The organism is Archangium violaceum Cb vi76, from assembly GCF_000733295.1.
In the GTDB taxonomy this organism is placed as follows: domain Bacteria; phylum Myxococcota; class Myxococcia; order Myxococcales; family Myxococcaceae; genus Archangium; species Archangium violaceum.
Map to the genome: position 1 here is coordinate 1 of NZ_JPMI01000160.1, position 16,287 is coordinate 16,287.

General features: G+C 68.9%; 11 protein-coding genes and 2 pseudogenes. 8 read left to right on the forward strand and 5 right to left on the reverse strand.

Features of this window, described 5'->3' with window-relative positions; translation table 11 throughout:
* A pseudogene (locus tag Q664_RS23325) lies at positions 1–321 on the forward strand (DUF2381 family protein); the annotation flags it as partial.
* Between the two features lie 3 nt (positions 322–324).
* On the opposite strand, the pseudogene Q664_RS59265 reads toward Q664_RS23325, so the two are convergent.
* Positions 325–471 (reverse strand): annotated as a pseudogene (locus Q664_RS59265) (DUF2019 domain-containing protein); the annotation flags it as partial.
* 75 nt (positions 472–546) lie between these two features.
* On the opposite strand from Q664_RS59265, the gene Q664_RS23330 reads away from it, so the two are divergent.
* The 3 genes from Q664_RS23330 (at position 547) to Q664_RS23340 (ending at position 4,006) form a co-directional block, all read left to right on the forward strand.
* Entirely contained in the window at positions 547–2,364 is a 1,818-nt protein-coding gene (locus Q664_RS23330; RefSeq protein ID WP_043399733.1) for a Tox-REase-5 domain-containing protein, read from the forward strand.
* Positions 2,361–3,080: an Imm52 family immunity protein gene (locus tag Q664_RS23335; protein ID WP_043399736.1), complete on the forward strand. Its 720-nt coding sequence runs from the start codon at positions 2,361–2,363 to the stop codon at positions 3,078–3,080. The genes Q664_RS23330 and Q664_RS23335 overlap by 4 nt, the downstream gene beginning before the upstream one ends.
* Positions 3,081–3,223: 143 nt before the next feature.
* The gene (locus Q664_RS23340; protein ID WP_152622291.1) at positions 3,224–4,006 is read left to right on the forward strand and encodes a hypothetical protein; all 783 of its coding nucleotides are present in this window, start codon (positions 3,224–3,226) and stop codon (positions 4,004–4,006) included.
* A gap of 42 nt (positions 4,007–4,048) precedes the next feature.
* Here Q664_RS23340 and Q664_RS23345 read toward each other — a convergent pair whose 3' ends face one another.
* Genes Q664_RS23345 through cglB form a run of 3 tightly spaced genes read right to left on the reverse strand, consistent with a single transcriptional unit; the run spans position 4,049 to position 7,925 of the window.
* Positions 4,049–5,779 (reverse strand): PKD domain-containing protein, encoded by a 1,731-nt coding sequence (locus Q664_RS23345; protein ID WP_152622292.1) that lies wholly within the window; start codon positions 5,777–5,779, stop codon positions 4,049–4,051.
* Positions 5,780–5,837: 58 nt separating this feature from the next.
* Positions 5,838–6,644 carry an alpha/beta hydrolase gene (locus tag Q664_RS23350; protein WP_043399743.1) on the reverse strand — a complete coding sequence of 269 codons (807 nt, stop codon included), beginning with the start codon at positions 6,642–6,644 and terminating at the stop codon, positions 5,838–5,840.
* 48 nt (positions 6,645–6,692) lie between these two features.
* Positions 6,693–7,925 (reverse strand): adventurous gliding motility lipoprotein CglB, encoded by a 1,233-nt coding sequence (gene cglB, locus Q664_RS23355; protein WP_043399746.1) that lies wholly within the window; start codon positions 7,923–7,925, stop codon positions 6,693–6,695.
* A gap of 231 nt (positions 7,926–8,156) precedes the next feature.
* Here cglB and Q664_RS23360 point away from each other — a divergent pair, with 231 nt between their 5' ends.
* The 3 genes from Q664_RS23360 (at position 8,157) to Q664_RS23370 (ending at position 11,563) form a co-directional block, all read left to right on the forward strand.
* The gene (locus Q664_RS23360; protein ID WP_084610278.1) at positions 8,157–10,472 is read left to right on the forward strand and encodes a glucose-6-phosphate isomerase; all 2,316 of its coding nucleotides are present in this window, start codon (positions 8,157–8,159) and stop codon (positions 10,470–10,472) included.
* Positions 10,473–10,666: 194 nt separating this feature from the next.
* Positions 10,667–11,071, forward strand: a complete 405-nt coding sequence (locus tag Q664_RS23365) for a response regulator (protein WP_043399749.1) — start codon at positions 10,667–10,669, stop codon at positions 11,069–11,071.
* A 90-nt stretch (positions 11,072–11,161) separates the two neighbouring features.
* A complete protein-coding gene (locus Q664_RS23370) occupies positions 11,162–11,563 on the forward strand; it encodes a response regulator (protein ID WP_043399752.1) in 402 nt (133 codons plus the stop codon).
* 42 nt (positions 11,564–11,605) lie between these two features.
* On the opposite strand, the gene Q664_RS23375 is transcribed toward Q664_RS23370, so the two are convergent.
* Positions 11,606–12,952 (reverse strand): haloacid dehalogenase-like hydrolase, encoded by a 1,347-nt coding sequence (locus tag Q664_RS23375; RefSeq protein WP_043399756.1) that lies wholly within the window; start codon positions 12,950–12,952, stop codon positions 11,606–11,608.
* A gap of 115 nt (positions 12,953–13,067) precedes the next feature.
* Between Q664_RS23375 and Q664_RS23380 the strand changes: the two genes are divergently transcribed.
* The gene (locus Q664_RS23380) at positions 13,068–16,271 is read left to right on the forward strand and encodes an nSTAND1 domain-containing NTPase (RefSeq protein ID WP_160174484.1); all 3,204 of its coding nucleotides are present in this window, start codon (positions 13,068–13,070) and stop codon (positions 16,269–16,271) included.
* Positions 16,272–16,287: the final 16 nt, after the last annotated feature.

Consider the following 16,287-nt stretch of genomic DNA (forward strand, 5'->3'; position numbering starts at 1 on the left):
AAGGCCCTCAGCTACCGTTCGGACACCACACGCGTGGAGGGCGGGCAAAAGGTAGTGCGGCTGATGGTGACGCAGCAGTTACGAAACCACGGGCGCACCCCCTGGACGCCCGGTGGGGCGGTGCTGGTGGGACCGAAGGGAGAGGAGTGGAAGGCGCTGGGCGTGTGGACGCAGGAGCCCATCGCTCCGGGAGAGAAGCGCGGCGTCGGGATGGAAGTGGAGATGCCGGAGGAGGCTGCGCGCGGCACCTTCACCTTGAAGTGGTGGGGCCAGGAGGCCGGCGGCGGGAGCGAGCACTTCGACGGCGTGACCTTCCCGTAGTCCTCAATCCACATCCAGGCTCCAGGTGCCCTCTTCCCAGCGTTTCAACGCCTCGGATGCTTCGAACGGGACCAGTCCCTTACCTTTCGCGGCTTCCTCCAAGACGGCTTTGGCTTCCGCCGTGCGATGGCGCAACAGCAGCGCATCCGCTGACATCCCTGTCTGGTTGGCTGCCTCGCATCCTATTCTTCAGGGTTGTTTCTCTCTGGGAGAAGGGCCAGCGCCATGTTGAAGAAGCACCAGCGTCTCGCGGTCGGGGAGGGCGGCGGTACGCAGCTCGAGGCCCGGTGGGGCTCACTGCGCTGGCCGTGGGGGGCCGCGTGCCTGGTCATGCTGGTGCTCGTCGGGCTGCAGACGGCGTGCGCGACGGGCTCTCCCATGGGGGGGAGCCTGGCGGGCGGGCGCCAGCGCTGGCGAGTGCCTCGGGCTCACCCCATGCCAGAGATGGCCGCGGGCCTCGCCCGGGCTGCGGCCGAACCGGACTCGCGCGAGGGCGAGGAGGACGTGGAGGGCGCTGACGCGGAGGCCGTCGTCCCGGGGGCGGTGTCCGCGTCACGAGGGGGCGCAGCGCCGAGGCCGGCGCGTCATCGAGCGCGGAGAGAGCAAGAGGACGCGGACGAGGAGGACCTGGAGGCAAAGGGTGTTGGATGGCCCGATGGAGTAGGCGATGGACGGCCCTTCGAGGTACCCATGACGCTCGACTACTTCCAGGGCTTCCTCGCGCAGACTGGCGTTCCCAGTACGGCGCTGCCCAGGGACGGGCGCACGCTCCAACCCCAACAGGCGATGGAGCTGCTGCCCCACCTGCTCTCCACGCCGCTGACGCTGGGTAACTTCGGGCTCCGGAGGATGGCGGCGCACCTGCTCCTCGAGGTTGCCACCTGCGGCGAGGTGGTGACGCGGGACGAGCTCCATGCTCGGATGCGGCGCTTCTCGCGGCTGCTGGTGCTGCGTCCGGACGGGTTCCTGGTGAGGGCTACAACAGGGATTGCGGTCCAGAAGGCCGGCCAGGTGGTGCTCGCCGAGGACGGCACACTCCGAGCCGGGCGTTTCGAGGTGGGCCCCTTCTACGCCATCGAGGGCGGGCGCCTGTTCCCGGTGGACCAGGGGCTCGAGGTACCGAAGGGGGCGCGGCCGGCGGGCCTCTATGCGCCAGACGACAACCCGGCGCTGGCGGTGGCCGAGGGGGCGGTCCTCGCTGTGGTGGACATGGTCGAAGGACTCTACCGGCTCGTCTTCTACACGGGAGAGACGCTGGACGGGCTTGCCAAGCTCCCGGGGGCGGTGAGGCTGCTCTACGAGAACTCGCCGCGGTTGTGGGACGAGTTCCGCCACAAGCCCTACGCGGAGAAGGTGCGGACGATCTCCCGGCTGGCGACGGGGATGGTCCTGACGGTGGGCACTTCGGGGGCTGGGGCCGCGAAGGCCGCATCGTGGGGCGGCACGCTCGGGAGGATGACAGTGCCACTCTTGTCTCTCTCGGGGGACGGGCTCCTCACGGTGCGCCTGGTGGCGGTGCCTGTCGGGGGATCCGTTGCCGTGGCGGGCAATGCGCTGAGTGCCACCTACGTCCTGCACATGGCCAACATGGGCGCTCAGGGCGGGGGGGGCGTGGGTGGCTGGCCTCCCTCCGGTGGCCCTGGGAAGTGGGAGCCGGCAAACGAGAGCATGTCGGAGGATTCACGCTGCTACCAATGCCAGGTGACAGGGGCGCCGCCGGGTTGGGTCTACCGCGTCTGGAGGAATGGAGAGAAGGTGGACTTCGATGGCTACAGTATCTCGGAGGGTGTCCTGCAGGACGGCAAGGCTCTCAACTACGCCAAGCACTTCGACGAGAAGCTCGATCCCAAGCGGTATTTCAAGGGCGCCAAGAAACTCCTCGAGACCGCGAAGCGCCAGTTCAGGGTGGCGAATGGAGTTCCCATCCGATGGTACGTTGCTGAGCCGGAGATGGTCGGTATTCTCGAGAAGATGCTCGAGAACGCGGGCGTTACCGGTATCAAGGTCGTCTACCAGCGAGCCGCAGCCGGAGGAGTGCCATGACGGAAAGCTACCATGCAGCCGTCTACTGGCCGGCCCGGCTGGAGTCCGCGGAGGAGTGTGCCCGGCGCTCGGTGACGTTCTTTCGCCTCCTGGCGCAGTGCGACGAGATCTACGCTCGTTGGTTCGAGCAGGGGGACTCGCTGGAGGAGGCGCTCCAGCGGGAGTTCACGCCGGACTTCACGACCTTCCTTCGCTTCTATCAGAGTGAGGAGAACCAACTCGGAAGGGACGGTTTCAGCTTCGGCGCATGGACAGGTCATGCCGAGGACGGGCACGGGGGCATGCTGAACCTCACGTGTGGAGATGCTTCCGGGGCCTACCCCAACTGCTGCTTGCTGTACCTCCCATGGCCCGAAATCGAGCCAGAGGGGCCGCGCGTCATGACAACGGCCGCACTCGTGAACGTGCTGCGAGCAATGGTGCTCGCATGGGAACCCCTCTTCGGCGTCATCGCCACCCATGAGTTCCGTCGTGCGCTTCGACCCGCGGGAGACCCGAGAGGCTTCGTGGGTTGGCTCACCTACGTTTCCCGAGCTCGCGGGGAGGTTCCGCCACTCCCGCCGTCCGTCCACGTTGAACCCGTCGAGGACAAGGGCAACCTGATCGTCGGCGGGCCGGAGCGACTCAGCGCCGCCAACCCGGAGCACGTGGCGCTCGGCCGCGGGATTCAAGAGGTGTTGGACACAAAGGGGCTACTTCGGCCGGTGCTCGAGTAGCTGCGTGCACCGGACCCTCGCGATCTTCAAGGAAACGCACGGGGCACATTCATCATTCAGCTAGAGGAAGCCCAGATACTGGCGAAGACACGGCAGTTGTGCGCGGCGCTCGAGCTGCCGGAGGACTTGTCCGGAGGTGCGCCATGAATCAGTGGCCTCTTTGGGCGGTACTGGCTCCAGGCGAGCCCGCACGTCTGGAAAGCCGTGCCCTGGTAATCGTGATGCCGGACTGGGAGGAGGACGGAGAAGAACAGCCCTTCGAGGTCATCCCGGGTAGTGGCCACTACCACGCCCTTATAGGTACGGACCCCATCGACGTGGGCGCCGAAATGCAAATCGCCGAGAAACTGTCGCTCGAATGTGATGAGCCCGTGTATTCGATTGAGCGGGCCAACGATCCGTGGACCGTTATGTCGTGGCGAAACGGCGCTCTAGAGATCCTGGAGGTGGGCCCCGAAGCGCTGGCGAAGTCCTTGGGATGCCCCCTGCCGGGCAGCGATGAATCTTCGGACCCAGCAGTGAGGAAACCTCTGCGCAAAGTCGCTTGGGCGGAAGGAGTCCGGGCGGAGGATGCGCTCCGCGTGTTGGAAGAAGATGCTGGCGAGCCTGTTCCTCCGGGGCAGTACCGCCTGGAAGACAGGCCGCGGGGACTCCTCATCTCCAGCGGAACAAGTGACATCGGTTATGCTGACCTGACCGTATCGGAACGTCTTCCTCGAGCGCGCGTGTACGGGGTCGTTGCTTCCCCGAACCTGGATACGTTCTTTGTCAATGTGCTCCAGGGAGGAGAGTGCATTGGGCAGTTCGCGCAGCCGCCGTATGAGATTCCGCATTTCCCGGTCGTCCACGAAATCATGGGGGAGCAATCACCGGAGCGGATCCTCGCGGCGTTGGGTATTCCAGCGGAGTGGTTCCGGAACGAGTGACGGAGACGCTGACGGTGTCCTCACCGGGGTTTTGCTCTTCTTCTAGAGTGAGCGCTTGTGCCGGGCGCGCAGGGTGATGCCAAGCGCCGACAGCAGCAGCAGGGCCGTCGTGGGCCCTCCGCCCTCCGGGCCCGCGGCGCAGCCCGCGCCCGGAAGCGGCTTCTCCTCCCTGTCCACCACTCGCACGGTGACGGTGGCCGCGCTGGTCTGTCCCAGGGTGTCCTCCACGTGGAGCTGGAATTCGAGCAACATCTCCCCGTCCACCTCCGGCGCGTTGAACATGGCCCTCGGGCCCGCCTGTAGGAGGTTCACCGCGGGGCCCTCCAGCTGTGTCCAGCGATAGTTCAGCTCCGACTCCTCCGGAGCCGTCGACCCCGAGCCGTCGAGCGTCACCCCGCTGCCCTCGCGGACCTCCTGGTCCGCCCCCGCACGCGCCACCGGCAGCGGGATGTCTCGCACCTTCACGGTCACCACGTCCGGCGGGCTCGTGTTCACCCCATCGCTCACCCGCAGCTCGAACTGGAGCTCCGTGTCCCTCGTCACGTCGGGTGCGAGGAAGGTGGGGCTGGACGCGCTCGCGTCGTTGAATGTCACGGACGGGCCCTTGGACTGCGTCCAGGCGTAGGTGAGCTCCGCGCCCTCGGGATCCGTTCCGCTGCCCGAGAGCGTCACGAGGCGTCCCTCTTCGACGGTCTGGTCCTCGCCCGCGTTCGCCACCGGCGCCCGGTCGGTGCACTTGCCCCGGTGGGGCTCCAGCGTGGTGAAGGGCGTGTTCTTCACCCCCTCCAACTGGAGCTCATCCAGATCCCAGCCCGTGTCGCCCTTGCTGCTGTCCGTGCCGATGCGGAAGCGGATGCGCACCGTCTTGCCCGCGTATGTGGTGCCGAGGTCGAGTGTGGCCTTGGTGAACGCGGGGTACCCCTCGCTCTGCCCTCCATACGCCTTCTTGCCCTTGAGCGGGTTCCCGTCTCCCGTATAGATGGTCGCGTTGTAGGGGGGGCTCACCGCGTCCTCGAGTCCCACCCAGCTCTTCCCATCATCCTGGCTCAGCTCGATGACGGCGCCGTCGTAGTAGACGCCCGCGGGGCTCGCCTCGAAGGCGTAGCGCTGCTGGAAGATGACGCGGAATTCCTCCGTCTCCGACACCTGGATGGGCGGCGAGACGAGCGAGAGGTCCGCGGTCCGCCCGTTGGCCGGTCCACGGAAGAACCAGGCACCCGCCGGGTCGGACGTGCGCGCCCAGGTCGCGAGGCCCGCCGGGGGTTCGGTGATGGTCCACGGGTGACGGGCGGAGTCCACCGTCTCGCGCGTGCTCGCCTCCAGGCGCTCGTCCATGTTCACGCGGTACGTCACCGTGTGCGTCTTGTCTCCGGGCTCCGTCTGATCGTCGTCCCGGTAGTCGATGCGCAGGGAGATATCGGCCGGCGTGTCGGGAGCCAGGAGCCCCACCGGCAGCTCCATGCTGGCGGACTTGCCCGGCTCGATGGGGGGAAAGTACACCTTCGGTTCCTTGGGCAGCACCACGCCCGGGTCCGTGCTGGAGAGCGTCATGCTCGTCAACTTGAGCAGCTCGGTGCCGCTGTTGCGCAGGGTGACGCGCAGGCGCGCCGTCTCGCCCTTGTCGAGCACTCCGTCGTCATCACACGCCTCCTCCCCCGTGCCATCGAGCAGCTCCACGCGCTCGAAGGCCACCTCCTTGGCCACGGCGAAGGCGCCGGCCTCCACCGGAACGAACAGGAACAGACCCAACAATGCGGCGACGCATCGCTTCACGGTACGGCCTCCAGGGCTCAGGGGGGCCCCTGGATTCTACCTCCCCGGCCACCGTGCTTCACAGGAGCGAGGCGATCGCCTCCAACACCCGGGGCCACTCCTTCGCTCGCGGATCGATGACCTCGAAGTGCTCCGCGCCCGGCAGGCTCACGAGTTTCACGGTGTCCCCGAGCTTCGTGGCGCGTGCCTGGTACTCGGTGCTCACCCGGAGCGGGACGGTGCTGTCCTCCGCTCCGTGCACCAGCACCTGCTTCACCCCCAACGGCAGCAGTGCCGCCGGAGACGCAATCTTGTAGCGCTCCGGTACCCGCGCGGGCGTGCCTCCCAGCAGCGACTCGACGATGCCGTCCCCCAGGCGCAGCTCGAAGGCCCGCTCCAGGTCCACCACGCCCGCCAGCGACACCACGCCCCGCGGCTCGAAGGGCTTCTCCGTGTACAGCGGTTGTCCTGGCTTCAGCCGCCCCCGCCCCGCGAGCCACAGCGCCAGGTGTCCCCCGGCCGAGTGCCCCATGAGGACCACGCGCTCCAGGTTCAACGGGTAGCGCGTCGCCAGCGTGCGCAGGTAGTCCGTCCCTTGTGCCACGTCCTCGAAGGTGCCCGTCCAGCCTCCATCCGGATGGCCCACCCGCCGGTACTCGAGGCTCCAGGTGGCGTAGCCCCGCCGCGTGAGGTCCTCGCACAGGTGGCCCACGTGCTCCAGGTCGTACCTCGCCCGCCAGAAGCCGCCGTGCACCATCACCACCACCGGGTGCGGACCCTCGCCCCGAGGCAGGCGCAGGTCTCCGAACTGGTGGGTGCGCTCTCCATAGGGAATCCGCGCGTCGGCCTGTGGCGCGGGCGTCTCGAGCATCCAGGGCTGGCTCATGGGAGTCGATGATGGGACAGGGGTGGTGCGTCCATCAAGCAGGCGGCCTCAGCGGGGAATGACGATCCGGACCTCGACTCGTGCGGGGTGGGCGGGCGAGGAGGCCTGCACTCGCGCGCACAGCGAGCCCAGCAGCTCCACGCCTACCTTGTCCTTCAACCGCCAGGTGTCGTCACCGGCGCCGAAGCCCTCCCCGTTCACCAGCACCCGGGCCAGCTTCGGCGAGGGCGGGAACTGGTCCGGCGCCAGCTCGATGAGGCACGGGTCTCCCTCGAAGCGCTCGCTGATCTGCCGCAGTGCGTGGGCGAGCTCGTCCTGGTTGGCCGCCTGGTAGTAGCGGCGCTGGCAGAGCCCGGCCGCCAGGTCGCAGGCGTCCCCCGTGCCGCAGTCGGCGTCCGTCTGGCACTTGCGCGCGAAGCCTCCGGCCTCGGCCATGGCGTTGAGCACCGCCGGCCCGTGGCCCGTGGCCGTCTCCGCGCCGAAGCCGATGACGATGGTTTGAATGTCCCGCCCCCGCAGTGCCTTCACCGCGCTCACCGAGCCATTCTGGTCCAGGCAGCCCATCCGCTCGAAGGTGCCGCTGCAGTCGATCAGCGTGCAGCGGCACGCCAGCGACGCGCCGGATGCCTCATGGTTCTCGTTGCAGTTGGGCAGGCCGTCCGTGAGCAGCAGCACGAAGTCGCCGCGCTCGTCCGTCTGCAACTGGGGCAGGGTGCCCACGTACTGGAGGCTCGAGCCGGTGGGCGTGCCTCCCGTGGGGCCGCCCCGGGTGCTGTTGGGAATCCCTCGCAGCTTCGCGTTGATGGCGAGCGCATGGGCCCGCAGGGCATCCGGATCGTCGTCGGCCGGCAGCTCCAGGGTGAGCGAGTCCGAGCCGCCGCACTGCTCGCCCTGGACGAGCTGCTTCCCCGGATAGAGCGTGAGGCCCATGCGCGCGAGCGCGCCACTGGCGCCCAGGAAGGAGTCCATGGCTCCCTGGAGCGCGCTCCAGCGCGTGGGGCAGCCGGCGGGACACCCCTCCCCACGGCAGAGCACCCCCGTGGTGGGCGAGCGGCAGGCGGAGCTGGCGGGGTTCATCGGCTCCAGCATCGAACCGGACGTGTCCACGAGCAGCATCAGGTTGGGCGTGCTGCCCCGGGCGGCGATCGTCTTCTCCACCGAGGGCACGGAGATGGCGGCGGGGGCCACGGGCTCGAAGTCGTACGTCTGACAGCCGGCGGCGAGCGCGGCGCAGACGAGCAGGGACGTGAGGGCCACGGAGGGGTGCAACCGGGTGGACATGGGCGCTCCTGGGGTGGGCTCGGCGAGGGCCAGGGCACCAGGGAGCACACCTGGAAGGGCCGGGGCCTCGGCCGGGAGTGCCGGTTGCGCGGCGCTCAACGCTCGGGGGGTTCCCCGGTGTTCAGTGTCAGGCCCCGGGCGTGGCGCGCATCAAATCCATTCCCCCGCACCGGTCATGGCGGTAGGAACGGACCAAACGAAACCAGGGATTCGATGCCGAGGGGAGATGCCATGACCGAGCGTCAATTGTGGGAGCGCTACAAGAAGTACCTGTGTGGGGTGGAGTCGGTGGGGCTGACGCTCGACGTGTCACGGATGAACTTCCCCGAGGACTTCCTCGAGCGGATGCGCGGTCCCATGGAGAAGGCCTTCGACGCCATGGCGGCGCTGGAGAAGGGCGCCATCGCCAATCCGGACGAGAAGCGCATGGTGGGCCACTACTGGTTGCGCGCCCCCGAGCTCGCTCCCGAGCCCGGCCTCGCCCAGGAGATTCGAGACACGGTGGCCGCCGTCCGCGCCTTCTCGGAGGACGTGCACGCCGGCCGCGTGAAGCCCCCGAAGGCGGACCGCTTCACCCGCGTGCTGCTGGTGGGCATCGGCGGCTCGGCGCTGGGGCCGCAGCTCGTGGCGGACGCGCTCGGCACGGCGGCGGACCGGATGCAGGTGTTCTTCTTCGACAACACCGACCCGGATGGGATGGACCGCGTGCTGGCGCAGCTCGGTGACAAGCTCGCCGAGACACTCACGGTGGTCATCAGCAAGTCGGGCGGCACGAAGGAGACGCGCAACGGCATGGTGGAGGCCGAGCGCGCGTATCAGCAGAAGGGCCTCGACTTCGGCCGGCACGCGGTGGCGGTGACGGGCGAGGGCAGTGAGCTGGACCGCTCCGCGAAGAAGGGCCACTGGCTGCGGACGTTCCCCATGTGGGACTGGGTTGGCGGGCGCACCTCGGTGCTGTCGGCGGTGGGCCTGCTGCCGGCGCGGCTCCAGGGGTTGGACATCGACGGCATGCTCGCGGGCGCCCGGGACATGGACGTGGCCACGCGCGAGCGCGACATGCTGCGCAACCCGGCCGCCCTCATGGCGCTCATGTGGTTCCACGCGGGCAACGGGCGCGGCCAGAAGGACCTGGTCATCCTCCCGTACAAGGACCGGCTGCTGCTGCTCTCCCGCTACCTCCAGCAGCTGGTGATGGAGTCGCTGGGCAAGGAGAAGGACCTGGATGGCGAGGTGGTGAACCAGGGCCTCGCCGTCTACGGCAACAAGGGCTCCACGGACCAGCACGCGTACGTTCAGCAGCTGCGCGAGGGCGTGAGCAACTTCTTCGCCACCTTCGTGGAGGTGCTGAAGGACCGCGAGGGGACGTCCATGCGCGTGGAGGAGGAATTCACCAGCGGCGACTACCTGCTGGGCTTCCTCCTGGGCACGCGGCGGGCGCTCTTCGAGAAGGGCCGCGAGTCCATGACGCTCACCGTGCCGGACGTGAGCGCGCGGACGCTGGGCGCACTCATCGCGCTCCACGAGCGGGCGGTGGGCCTGTACGCCTCGCTGGTGAACATCAATGCCTACCACCAGCCGGGCGTGGAGGCGGGCAAGAAGGCGGCGGGCGCGGTGTTGGAGCTGCAGCGCAAGCTGCTGGCGAAGCTGCGCGGGGACAAAGCCAAGGGCCACACCGCGGAGGAGCTGGCCACGGCGGTGGGCTCGCCGGACGAGGTGGAGACGGTGTTCAAGGTGCTGGAGCACCTGGCGGCCAACGCGGACCAGGGCGTGAAGCGCGAGCCGGGCGCCCAGCGTTTCGACACGCGCTTCCGCGCGGGAACACTTCCTGGCGCGGCGCCTCGCTTGTTCCTACAAAAGCGGCGAACTGGCGCAGGAGAGGACCCTCACATGGCAACGCTTGGATTCATTGGCGCGGGACACATCGGGAGCACCCTGGCGAAGCTCGCGATCGCCGCCGGGTATGACGTGGTGCTGAGCAACTCACGCGGCCCGGAGAGCCTCTCCAGCCTCATCGCCGAGCTCGGCCCCAAGGCCCGTGCCGCCACCACCCAGGAGGCCGCGGCCGCCGGGGACATCGTCGTGGTCACCATCCCCCTGAAGGCCTACAAGTCCGTCCCCGTCGAGCCGCTCGCGGGCAAGCTCGTCATCGACACCAACAACTACTACCCCGGCCGCGACGGCCGCATCCCCGAGCTCGACGCGGAGACGACCACCAGCAGCGAGCTGCTCCAGGCCCACCTGCCCAGGTCCAAGGTGGTCAAGGCCTTCAACGTCATCTACTTCAAACACCTCGAGGAGCACGCGCAGCCCGCCGGCTCCCAGGAGCGCCGCGCGCTGCCCATCTCCGGAGACGATGCCCAGGCGAAGAAGACGGTGGCCGCGTTGATCGACACCTTCGGTTTCGACGTGGTCGACGTGGGCCCGCTCTCCGAGGGCTGGCGCTTCCAGCCCGACCTGCCCGCCTACTACCACCGCCACAACGCCGAGGAGCTCGAGGCCGCCCTCGGCAAGGCCAAACGCTACGCCGAGCTCAATCGGCGGGATTGAGCCGCCTCTCCCGGCACGGGATGAAGGTCCATCCCCCACCCGTGCGGGAGACAACGTCCGGGCTATCGGTTGTCGCACAGCGGACCCCTCGCATTGTTCACTCCTCGTCGTCACACCGGTTCTCGGACACCGGGAGTGGCGAAGAGGAGGGAAACACGAAATGAATTGAATCCAGGCAAGTCGAGGGGGTTCTTGTGAAGCACACCGTTCTGCTGGTGGAAGACAGCCACACCATCCGGCACATCCTCAAAATCTATCTGCTCAAGCTGAATCTGGACTTCCTCGACGCGAGTGGAGCCGAGCAGGGGTTGAAGTTGCTGGAGACGCACCGCGTGGACCTGGTCATCGCGGACGTCAACATGCCCGGCGGAATGGATGGCCTGGAGTTCGTGCGCCGGGCGCGCGCGAGCGAGCGGGAGCTGGTGCGCCGGGTGCCCATCGTGTTGCTCACCGGCGGGAAGGCGCCGGACCTCGAGGCCCGGGGCCTGCGCGCCGGAGCCTCCGAGTTCGTGCGCAAGCCCGTCTCCATCGACGCGCTCGCCAACGTGGTGCGCCGTCACCTCCCGGCGGCCGAGCGCGTGGAGCACCTTGTCGCCTGAGGTACTCCGGGGCCGTCGCTTGCTGAACACCGCCCCGGGCCCCCGGTTCGACACACGCGGGGCCTTCCGGAATCCTGATCGGGGGGCTCCATGCAGCGCACCGTGCTCATCGTCGATGACAGCGACACCATCCGGCACATCCTCAAGGTCTACTTGATGAAGCTGAAGCTGGACTTCCTCGACGCGGACCGGGCGGACCGCGGGCTGTGGCTGCTGGGCGCGAACCCCGTGGACCTGGTCATCGCGGACTTCAACATGCCAGGGATGAGCGGCCTGGATTTCGTGCGCCACGTGCGCGCCGACACGCGGCACGAGGTGAGCCGCGTTCCCCTCCTGTTGCTCACCGGCGGCAAGGCTCCGGACCTCGAGCAGCGGGCACTCCAGGCCGGAGCCTCCGAGTTCGTGCGCAAGCCCGTCTCCAGCCCGGCGCTGTCGGCCGTGGTGCGCCGGCTCCTGTCTCTGCCCGAGGACCGGGACGATCTCGTCGCCTGAGCTCCCTCTCCCCCTGGGAGAGGGTGGGGGTGAGGGATTACCTCAAGGCAGTGCGTAGACGCTGTCCCCGTGGTCCTGGGTGAAGCGGTTGCCCTGCTCATCGGTGATGGGCTGTCCGGCGGCGTCCAGGGCGGTGGTGCACGGGTAGCTGGCCGTCTGCTGGGCGCGAGGCTGGACGAACATGGGCTGCACCAGCCACGAGCCCTGGTGGTTCGCGTACGCGTTGCACATGAGCTGCACCTTGTTGCGGTTGATGGCCAGCTTGAGGTGCGTCGCGTCCTGCACGAAGGCCAGGTCCGTGTCCGAGTCCCCCGCCGCGAACACCTGGCGCGCGCGTGCGTCCTCCTGACGCGTCAGCTGCCGCTCCGTGGGCTGACGGAAGATGAGCTTGTTGATCCAGCAGCGCTTGCCCTGGTCGTAGGTGATGAGCGTGTCCTCGCCATCGGCCACGGTGCCGCAGCCCTGGAAGTGGGCCGTCACGCGGCCCCGGGCGTCCGTCACGGTCCGGATGCCAATCACCCGGTTGGGTTTGATGCCGGTGAGCTCCTCGGAGACGGCGTCGATGACGAACTGGGGCGAGGCGGTGGCCACCCAGACGTCGAAGCCGTTGGCCTGGAGCGTCTCGATGAGGTCCACCATCTCCTCGTACACCTGCACGTGGTAGGCGAGCCCCGGGGTGGTGCCCACCGTCTGCGTGGTGCCCGGCGGGTTGAAGGCGTTCTCCGCGTAGGCCGAGCGGGCGAAGCCGCGGAGCTCCTCGGGCGTGTAGCCGGCCTGGAGCTGCGCCGCCCAGGCATACGAGGTGTTGAGCGTCAGGGTGATGGCGTTGTTCCACGCGGCCTGTCCCGCGCGCGTCTGGCCCCGGTTGTAGATGCTGACGAGCTCGTCCGCGCAGCCCGGGGTGGTGCTCGTCGGGAGGGGCTCGCCCGGGCTGGCGGCGGCGTCACACGCGCCGTTGAGGGCCGAGCGGGCCTCGGGGGTGAGATGGCGGCTGGTGGTGCTCCAGTCCTTGTCCGCGGGCTGGAGCACCTTGTCGTGCTTCAGCATCCAGAAGAACGTGGCGTCGCCCAGGTCGTTCTTCACGACGGTGTTGTCCCAGTCGAACACGGCCACGGGACGGTTCCTCGGATCGAACGTGGGGCTGGCGATGCCCAGCGTGGAGATCATCGTGTTGATGCGCGTGCGGTTCTCCGGGAGCCAGCGGCCGACCTTGTCGTCCAGCAGGCGCACCGGGAGTGGAACGCCGTCCCTGCCGGGAGTGCCCTGGGGGCCGGCGTCGCCCTCGGGACCCGGGGGGCCCGAGCAGGCGAGGACTCCACTGGCGACACATCCGGCCAGGGCGAGCGTGGAGAGGCGGAAACCCGCGAGGCTTCGGGGGAAGGATGGCATGGGGTGGCTCCTGTGCTGGAAGACTACTCTGTGCTCCAAGTGCCCCAGGTGCGCGGGATTCTCCCCGAGGTGCGTTATCGTTCGCACATTCGCGGCAATCCCCGGGGGCGATGGCGTGAGCAGAAACCCGTACGAGCTGGTGCTGGAGTTCTCGCGGGCTCGCGAGGCGGGGGACCCGTACGCGTTCCAGTTCGAGGAGCAGGAGTACCAGCTGAGGCTGGAGGGAGGGGTGTTCCAGAGCGCGCCGTTCCCGTGGAATCCACGGGTGCTGGCGGACCTGGGAGAGCTGGAGAAGCCCGCGCCGGAGCGCGGTGCCGTGCAGCGGTTGGGCAACAACCTGCGCGCCTTCCTGGGACAGCTGGAGTGGGGGAGGCACGAGGCCGCCATCGAGCAGGCGCTGGCGGAAGGGCGGGAGGTGCAACTGTGCATCCGCTCGGCGGCGGCGGAGCTGTACGCGCTGCCGTGGGAGTTGCTGACACTGAAGGGCAGTGGGCAGCACCTGGGAGAGGTGGCCGGGTGCACCGTGCGCTACGAGTGGCCCAGGCCGGAGGCTCCGGCGCGAGCCGCGTCACCGGCGGAAGGTGGGCGCATCCTGTTCGCCTGGTCCACGGCGGGAGGGGAGGTCGGGGCGGCCGAGCACCTGCGGGCCATCGAGCAGGCGTGTGAGCAGGGGGACGTGCCGTTCGACTCGCGCCGGGACGTGCTCGGCAACGTGTCGCTCCGGGGGCTGGCGGAGGCGCTGAAGACGGCGCACGAGCCCGTGTCCGTGCTCCACATCCTCTGTCATGGAGGCCGTGCGGGCGCGCGGGGTTATGGGCTCGTCTGGAACGCCGCGCGGGAGGACGGAGCGCCCGACGTGGTGGATGGAGCGAGGCTGCGCCAGGTGTTGGCGCCGTACGCGGGAAGTCTGCGCATGGTGGTGCTGAGCGCCTGCCGCAGTGGAGCGGGAGAGCTGGGAAGCCACCTGGGCAGTGTCGCGCAGGAGTTGCACCGGGTGGGCATTGGAGCGGTGGTGGCCTCGCGGCTGCCGCTGTCGGTGACGGGCGCCATCCGGCTCACCCAGGTGCTCTACGGGGAGCTGCTCGGAACGCCGTGCTCCCTGGAGCGGGCGTTGGGCGAGGCCCGGAAGCAACTCGCGCTGGAAGGACGCCATCTGGACTGGGCGTCGTTGCAGCTCTACGCCCGCGCGGAAGAAGGGCCAGACCTCCGGCCGGTGGCGCTGCGCCCGTACCGGGGCCTGTTGGCCTTCGAGGCGAAGCACCGGCGCTTCTTCTTCGGGCGGGAGAAGCTGGCGGGGGCGTTGCTGGAGCGAGTGGCGCGGGCGGTGGCGGGGAAGCTGCCGCGCTTCCAGGTGGTGGCGGGAGCGTCGGGAGCGGGCAAGTCCTCGGTGGTGATGGCGGGGCTGGTGCCGTTGCTGCCGGCGGAGGCGTGGGACGTGTTGGTGGTGAGGCCCGGCGAGCTGGTGGCGGATGGTGGGGGCTCGGACGGCAGGTTCGCGTCGCTGAGGGGCTTGCGCAGGCGGCTGCGGGTGCTGGCTTCCATCGAGCCATTCACCGAAGGAGCGGTCACGACCGAGGCGGAGGTACTCGAGGAGGCGCGGCGGCTGCGCGAGCGGAGACCCGGGTGCAAGCTGCTGCTGGTGGTGGACCAGCTCGAGGAGGTGTTCACCCAGCTGGGCAGCGTGGAGGAGCGGACCGCGCTGATGCGGGTGCTGTGGAAGCTCGCCGGGCAGGACGCGGCGGAGTGCGTGGTCCTCGGCACCATCCGTGTGGACCACTTCGAGCGGTGCGGAGAGGTAGCGCTGGACGAGCGGACGCGGCTGGACACCGTCGTGTACTCGGAGGCGCACCGTGTCTTCGTGGCACACATGGAGGCGGAGGAGCTGGCGCAAGCGATTGAGCGGCCCGCCGAAGTGGTGGGGCTGGAGTTGGAGGCGGGGCTGGTGGAGCAGGTGTGCCAGGACGTGGGCCAGGAGCCCGGAGCCCTGCCGCTGCTGGAGTACGCGTTGGATCTGCTCTGGCAGAGGCGGGAGGGCCGAAGGCTGACGAACCTGGCGTACGAGCGGATGGGCGGGGTGACGGGCTCGCTGACGCAGACGGCGGACCAGTTGTACGCGGGACTGTCGGAAGCCCAGAGGCGGCAGGCGAGACGGTTGCTGGTGCGGCTGGTGGACTTCCGGGACGCGGCGAGCCCCCAGACGCGCAGGCGGGTGCGGGGGGAGGAGGTGTGGCCCACGGACGAGGAGGCACGCAAGGCGTTCGAGGAGGCACTGGAGAAGCTGGTGGGCAGCCGGCTGCTGGTGAAGGGACGGGAAGAGGGGCCCGGGGGGAGCGGAGCGTGGGTGCAGTTCGCGCACGAGGCGCTCATCCGGCGGTGGACGTCGTTGCAGACGTGGGTGAAGGAGGACTGGGAGCGGGAGCAGCAGCTGCGCGAGGTCGATGCGTGGGCGGAGGCGTGGTTGGCACGCCAGGGGAGCGGAGACCAGGGGGTGTCGTATCTGCTGACAGGGGACCGGTTGGGCTACGCCCGCAGTGTGAGGGACCGATTCCCCGGCGAGCTGTCACCGAGGAGCCTGGAGCTCATCGCACAGTCGGAGGCGGCCGAGGCGCGAAGGCTGGAAGAGGAGCGGACGAACCAGGAGCGCACCCTGGCCGCCGCGCGGGCACTCGCCGAGGCCCGGGAGCGGGAGCTCGTGTCGGCGCGGGAGCTCGCCACGACCCAGAGACGCGAAGCCCGAAGGTTGAAGCTCGGGCTCGGCTCGCTGGCCGTGCTCATGCTTCTGGTCCTGGGAGGCGCGGTCGTGGCGGTGTCACTGCGTAAAGAGGCCGAACGTCAACGGAACTCGGCATTGGATGTTTCGCGAGTCGTTACGGCCAGGGACCTCTCCGCGCAGGATCCCACCCTTGCCGCCATGGTGTTGCGAGAGGTGGTGAACCTGGAGCAGACGCAGGGGGGCCGTCAGACAGCCATTGCGCTTCTCCAAGCACCCTTGAGTACCGCTGTCTTGAGGGGTCATCAGCGCTGGGTTCGCGGTGCTTCCTTCAGCCCGGACGGGCAGTGGGTGGTGACGGCGTCTGGAGACACGACGGCCCGGGTGTGGAGAGTGGATGGACAGGGCGAGCCCGTGGTGCTGCGGGGCCATGGAGAGGCCGTGTTTTCCGCGGCCTTCAGCCCGGATGGGAACCAGGTGGTGACGGCGTCCGGGGACAGACAGCACGGGTGTGGAGGGCGGATGGGCAAGGCGAGCCCGTGGTGCTGCGGGGTCATGGGATGGCTGTGTATTCCGCGGCCTTCAGCCCAGACGGGAACCAGGTGGTGACGGCGTCCGAAGACAC

What these genes read in the sequence shown, in the direction of transcription:
- Q664_RS23330 (WP_043399733.1), top strand. Translation starts at nt 547, where the DNA reads ATGTTGAAGAAGCACCAGCGTCTCGCGGTCGGGGAGGGCGGCGGTACG.
- Q664_RS23335 (WP_043399736.1), top strand. Translation starts at nt 2,361, where the DNA reads ATGACGGAAAGCTACCATGCAGCCGTCTACTGGCCGGCCCGGCTGGAG.
- Q664_RS23340 (WP_152622291.1), top strand. Translation starts at nt 3,224, where the DNA reads ATGAATCAGTGGCCTCTTTGGGCGGTACTGGCTCCAGGCGAGCCCGCA.
- Q664_RS23350 (WP_043399743.1), bottom strand. Translation starts at nt 6,644, where the DNA reads ATGAGCCAGCCCTGGATGCTCGAGACGCCCGCGCCACAGGCCGACGCG.
- cglB (WP_043399746.1), bottom strand. Translation starts at nt 7,925, where the DNA reads ATGTCCACCCGGTTGCACCCCTCCGTGGCCCTCACGTCCCTGCTCGTC.
- Q664_RS23360 (WP_084610278.1), top strand. Translation starts at nt 8,157, where the DNA reads ATGACCGAGCGTCAATTGTGGGAGCGCTACAAGAAGTACCTGTGTGGG.
- Q664_RS23370 (WP_043399752.1), top strand. Translation starts at nt 11,162, where the DNA reads ATGCAGCGCACCGTGCTCATCGTCGATGACAGCGACACCATCCGGCAC.
- Q664_RS23375 (WP_043399756.1), bottom strand. Translation starts at nt 12,952, where the DNA reads ATGCCATCCTTCCCCCGAAGCCTCGCGGGTTTCCGCCTCTCCACGCTC.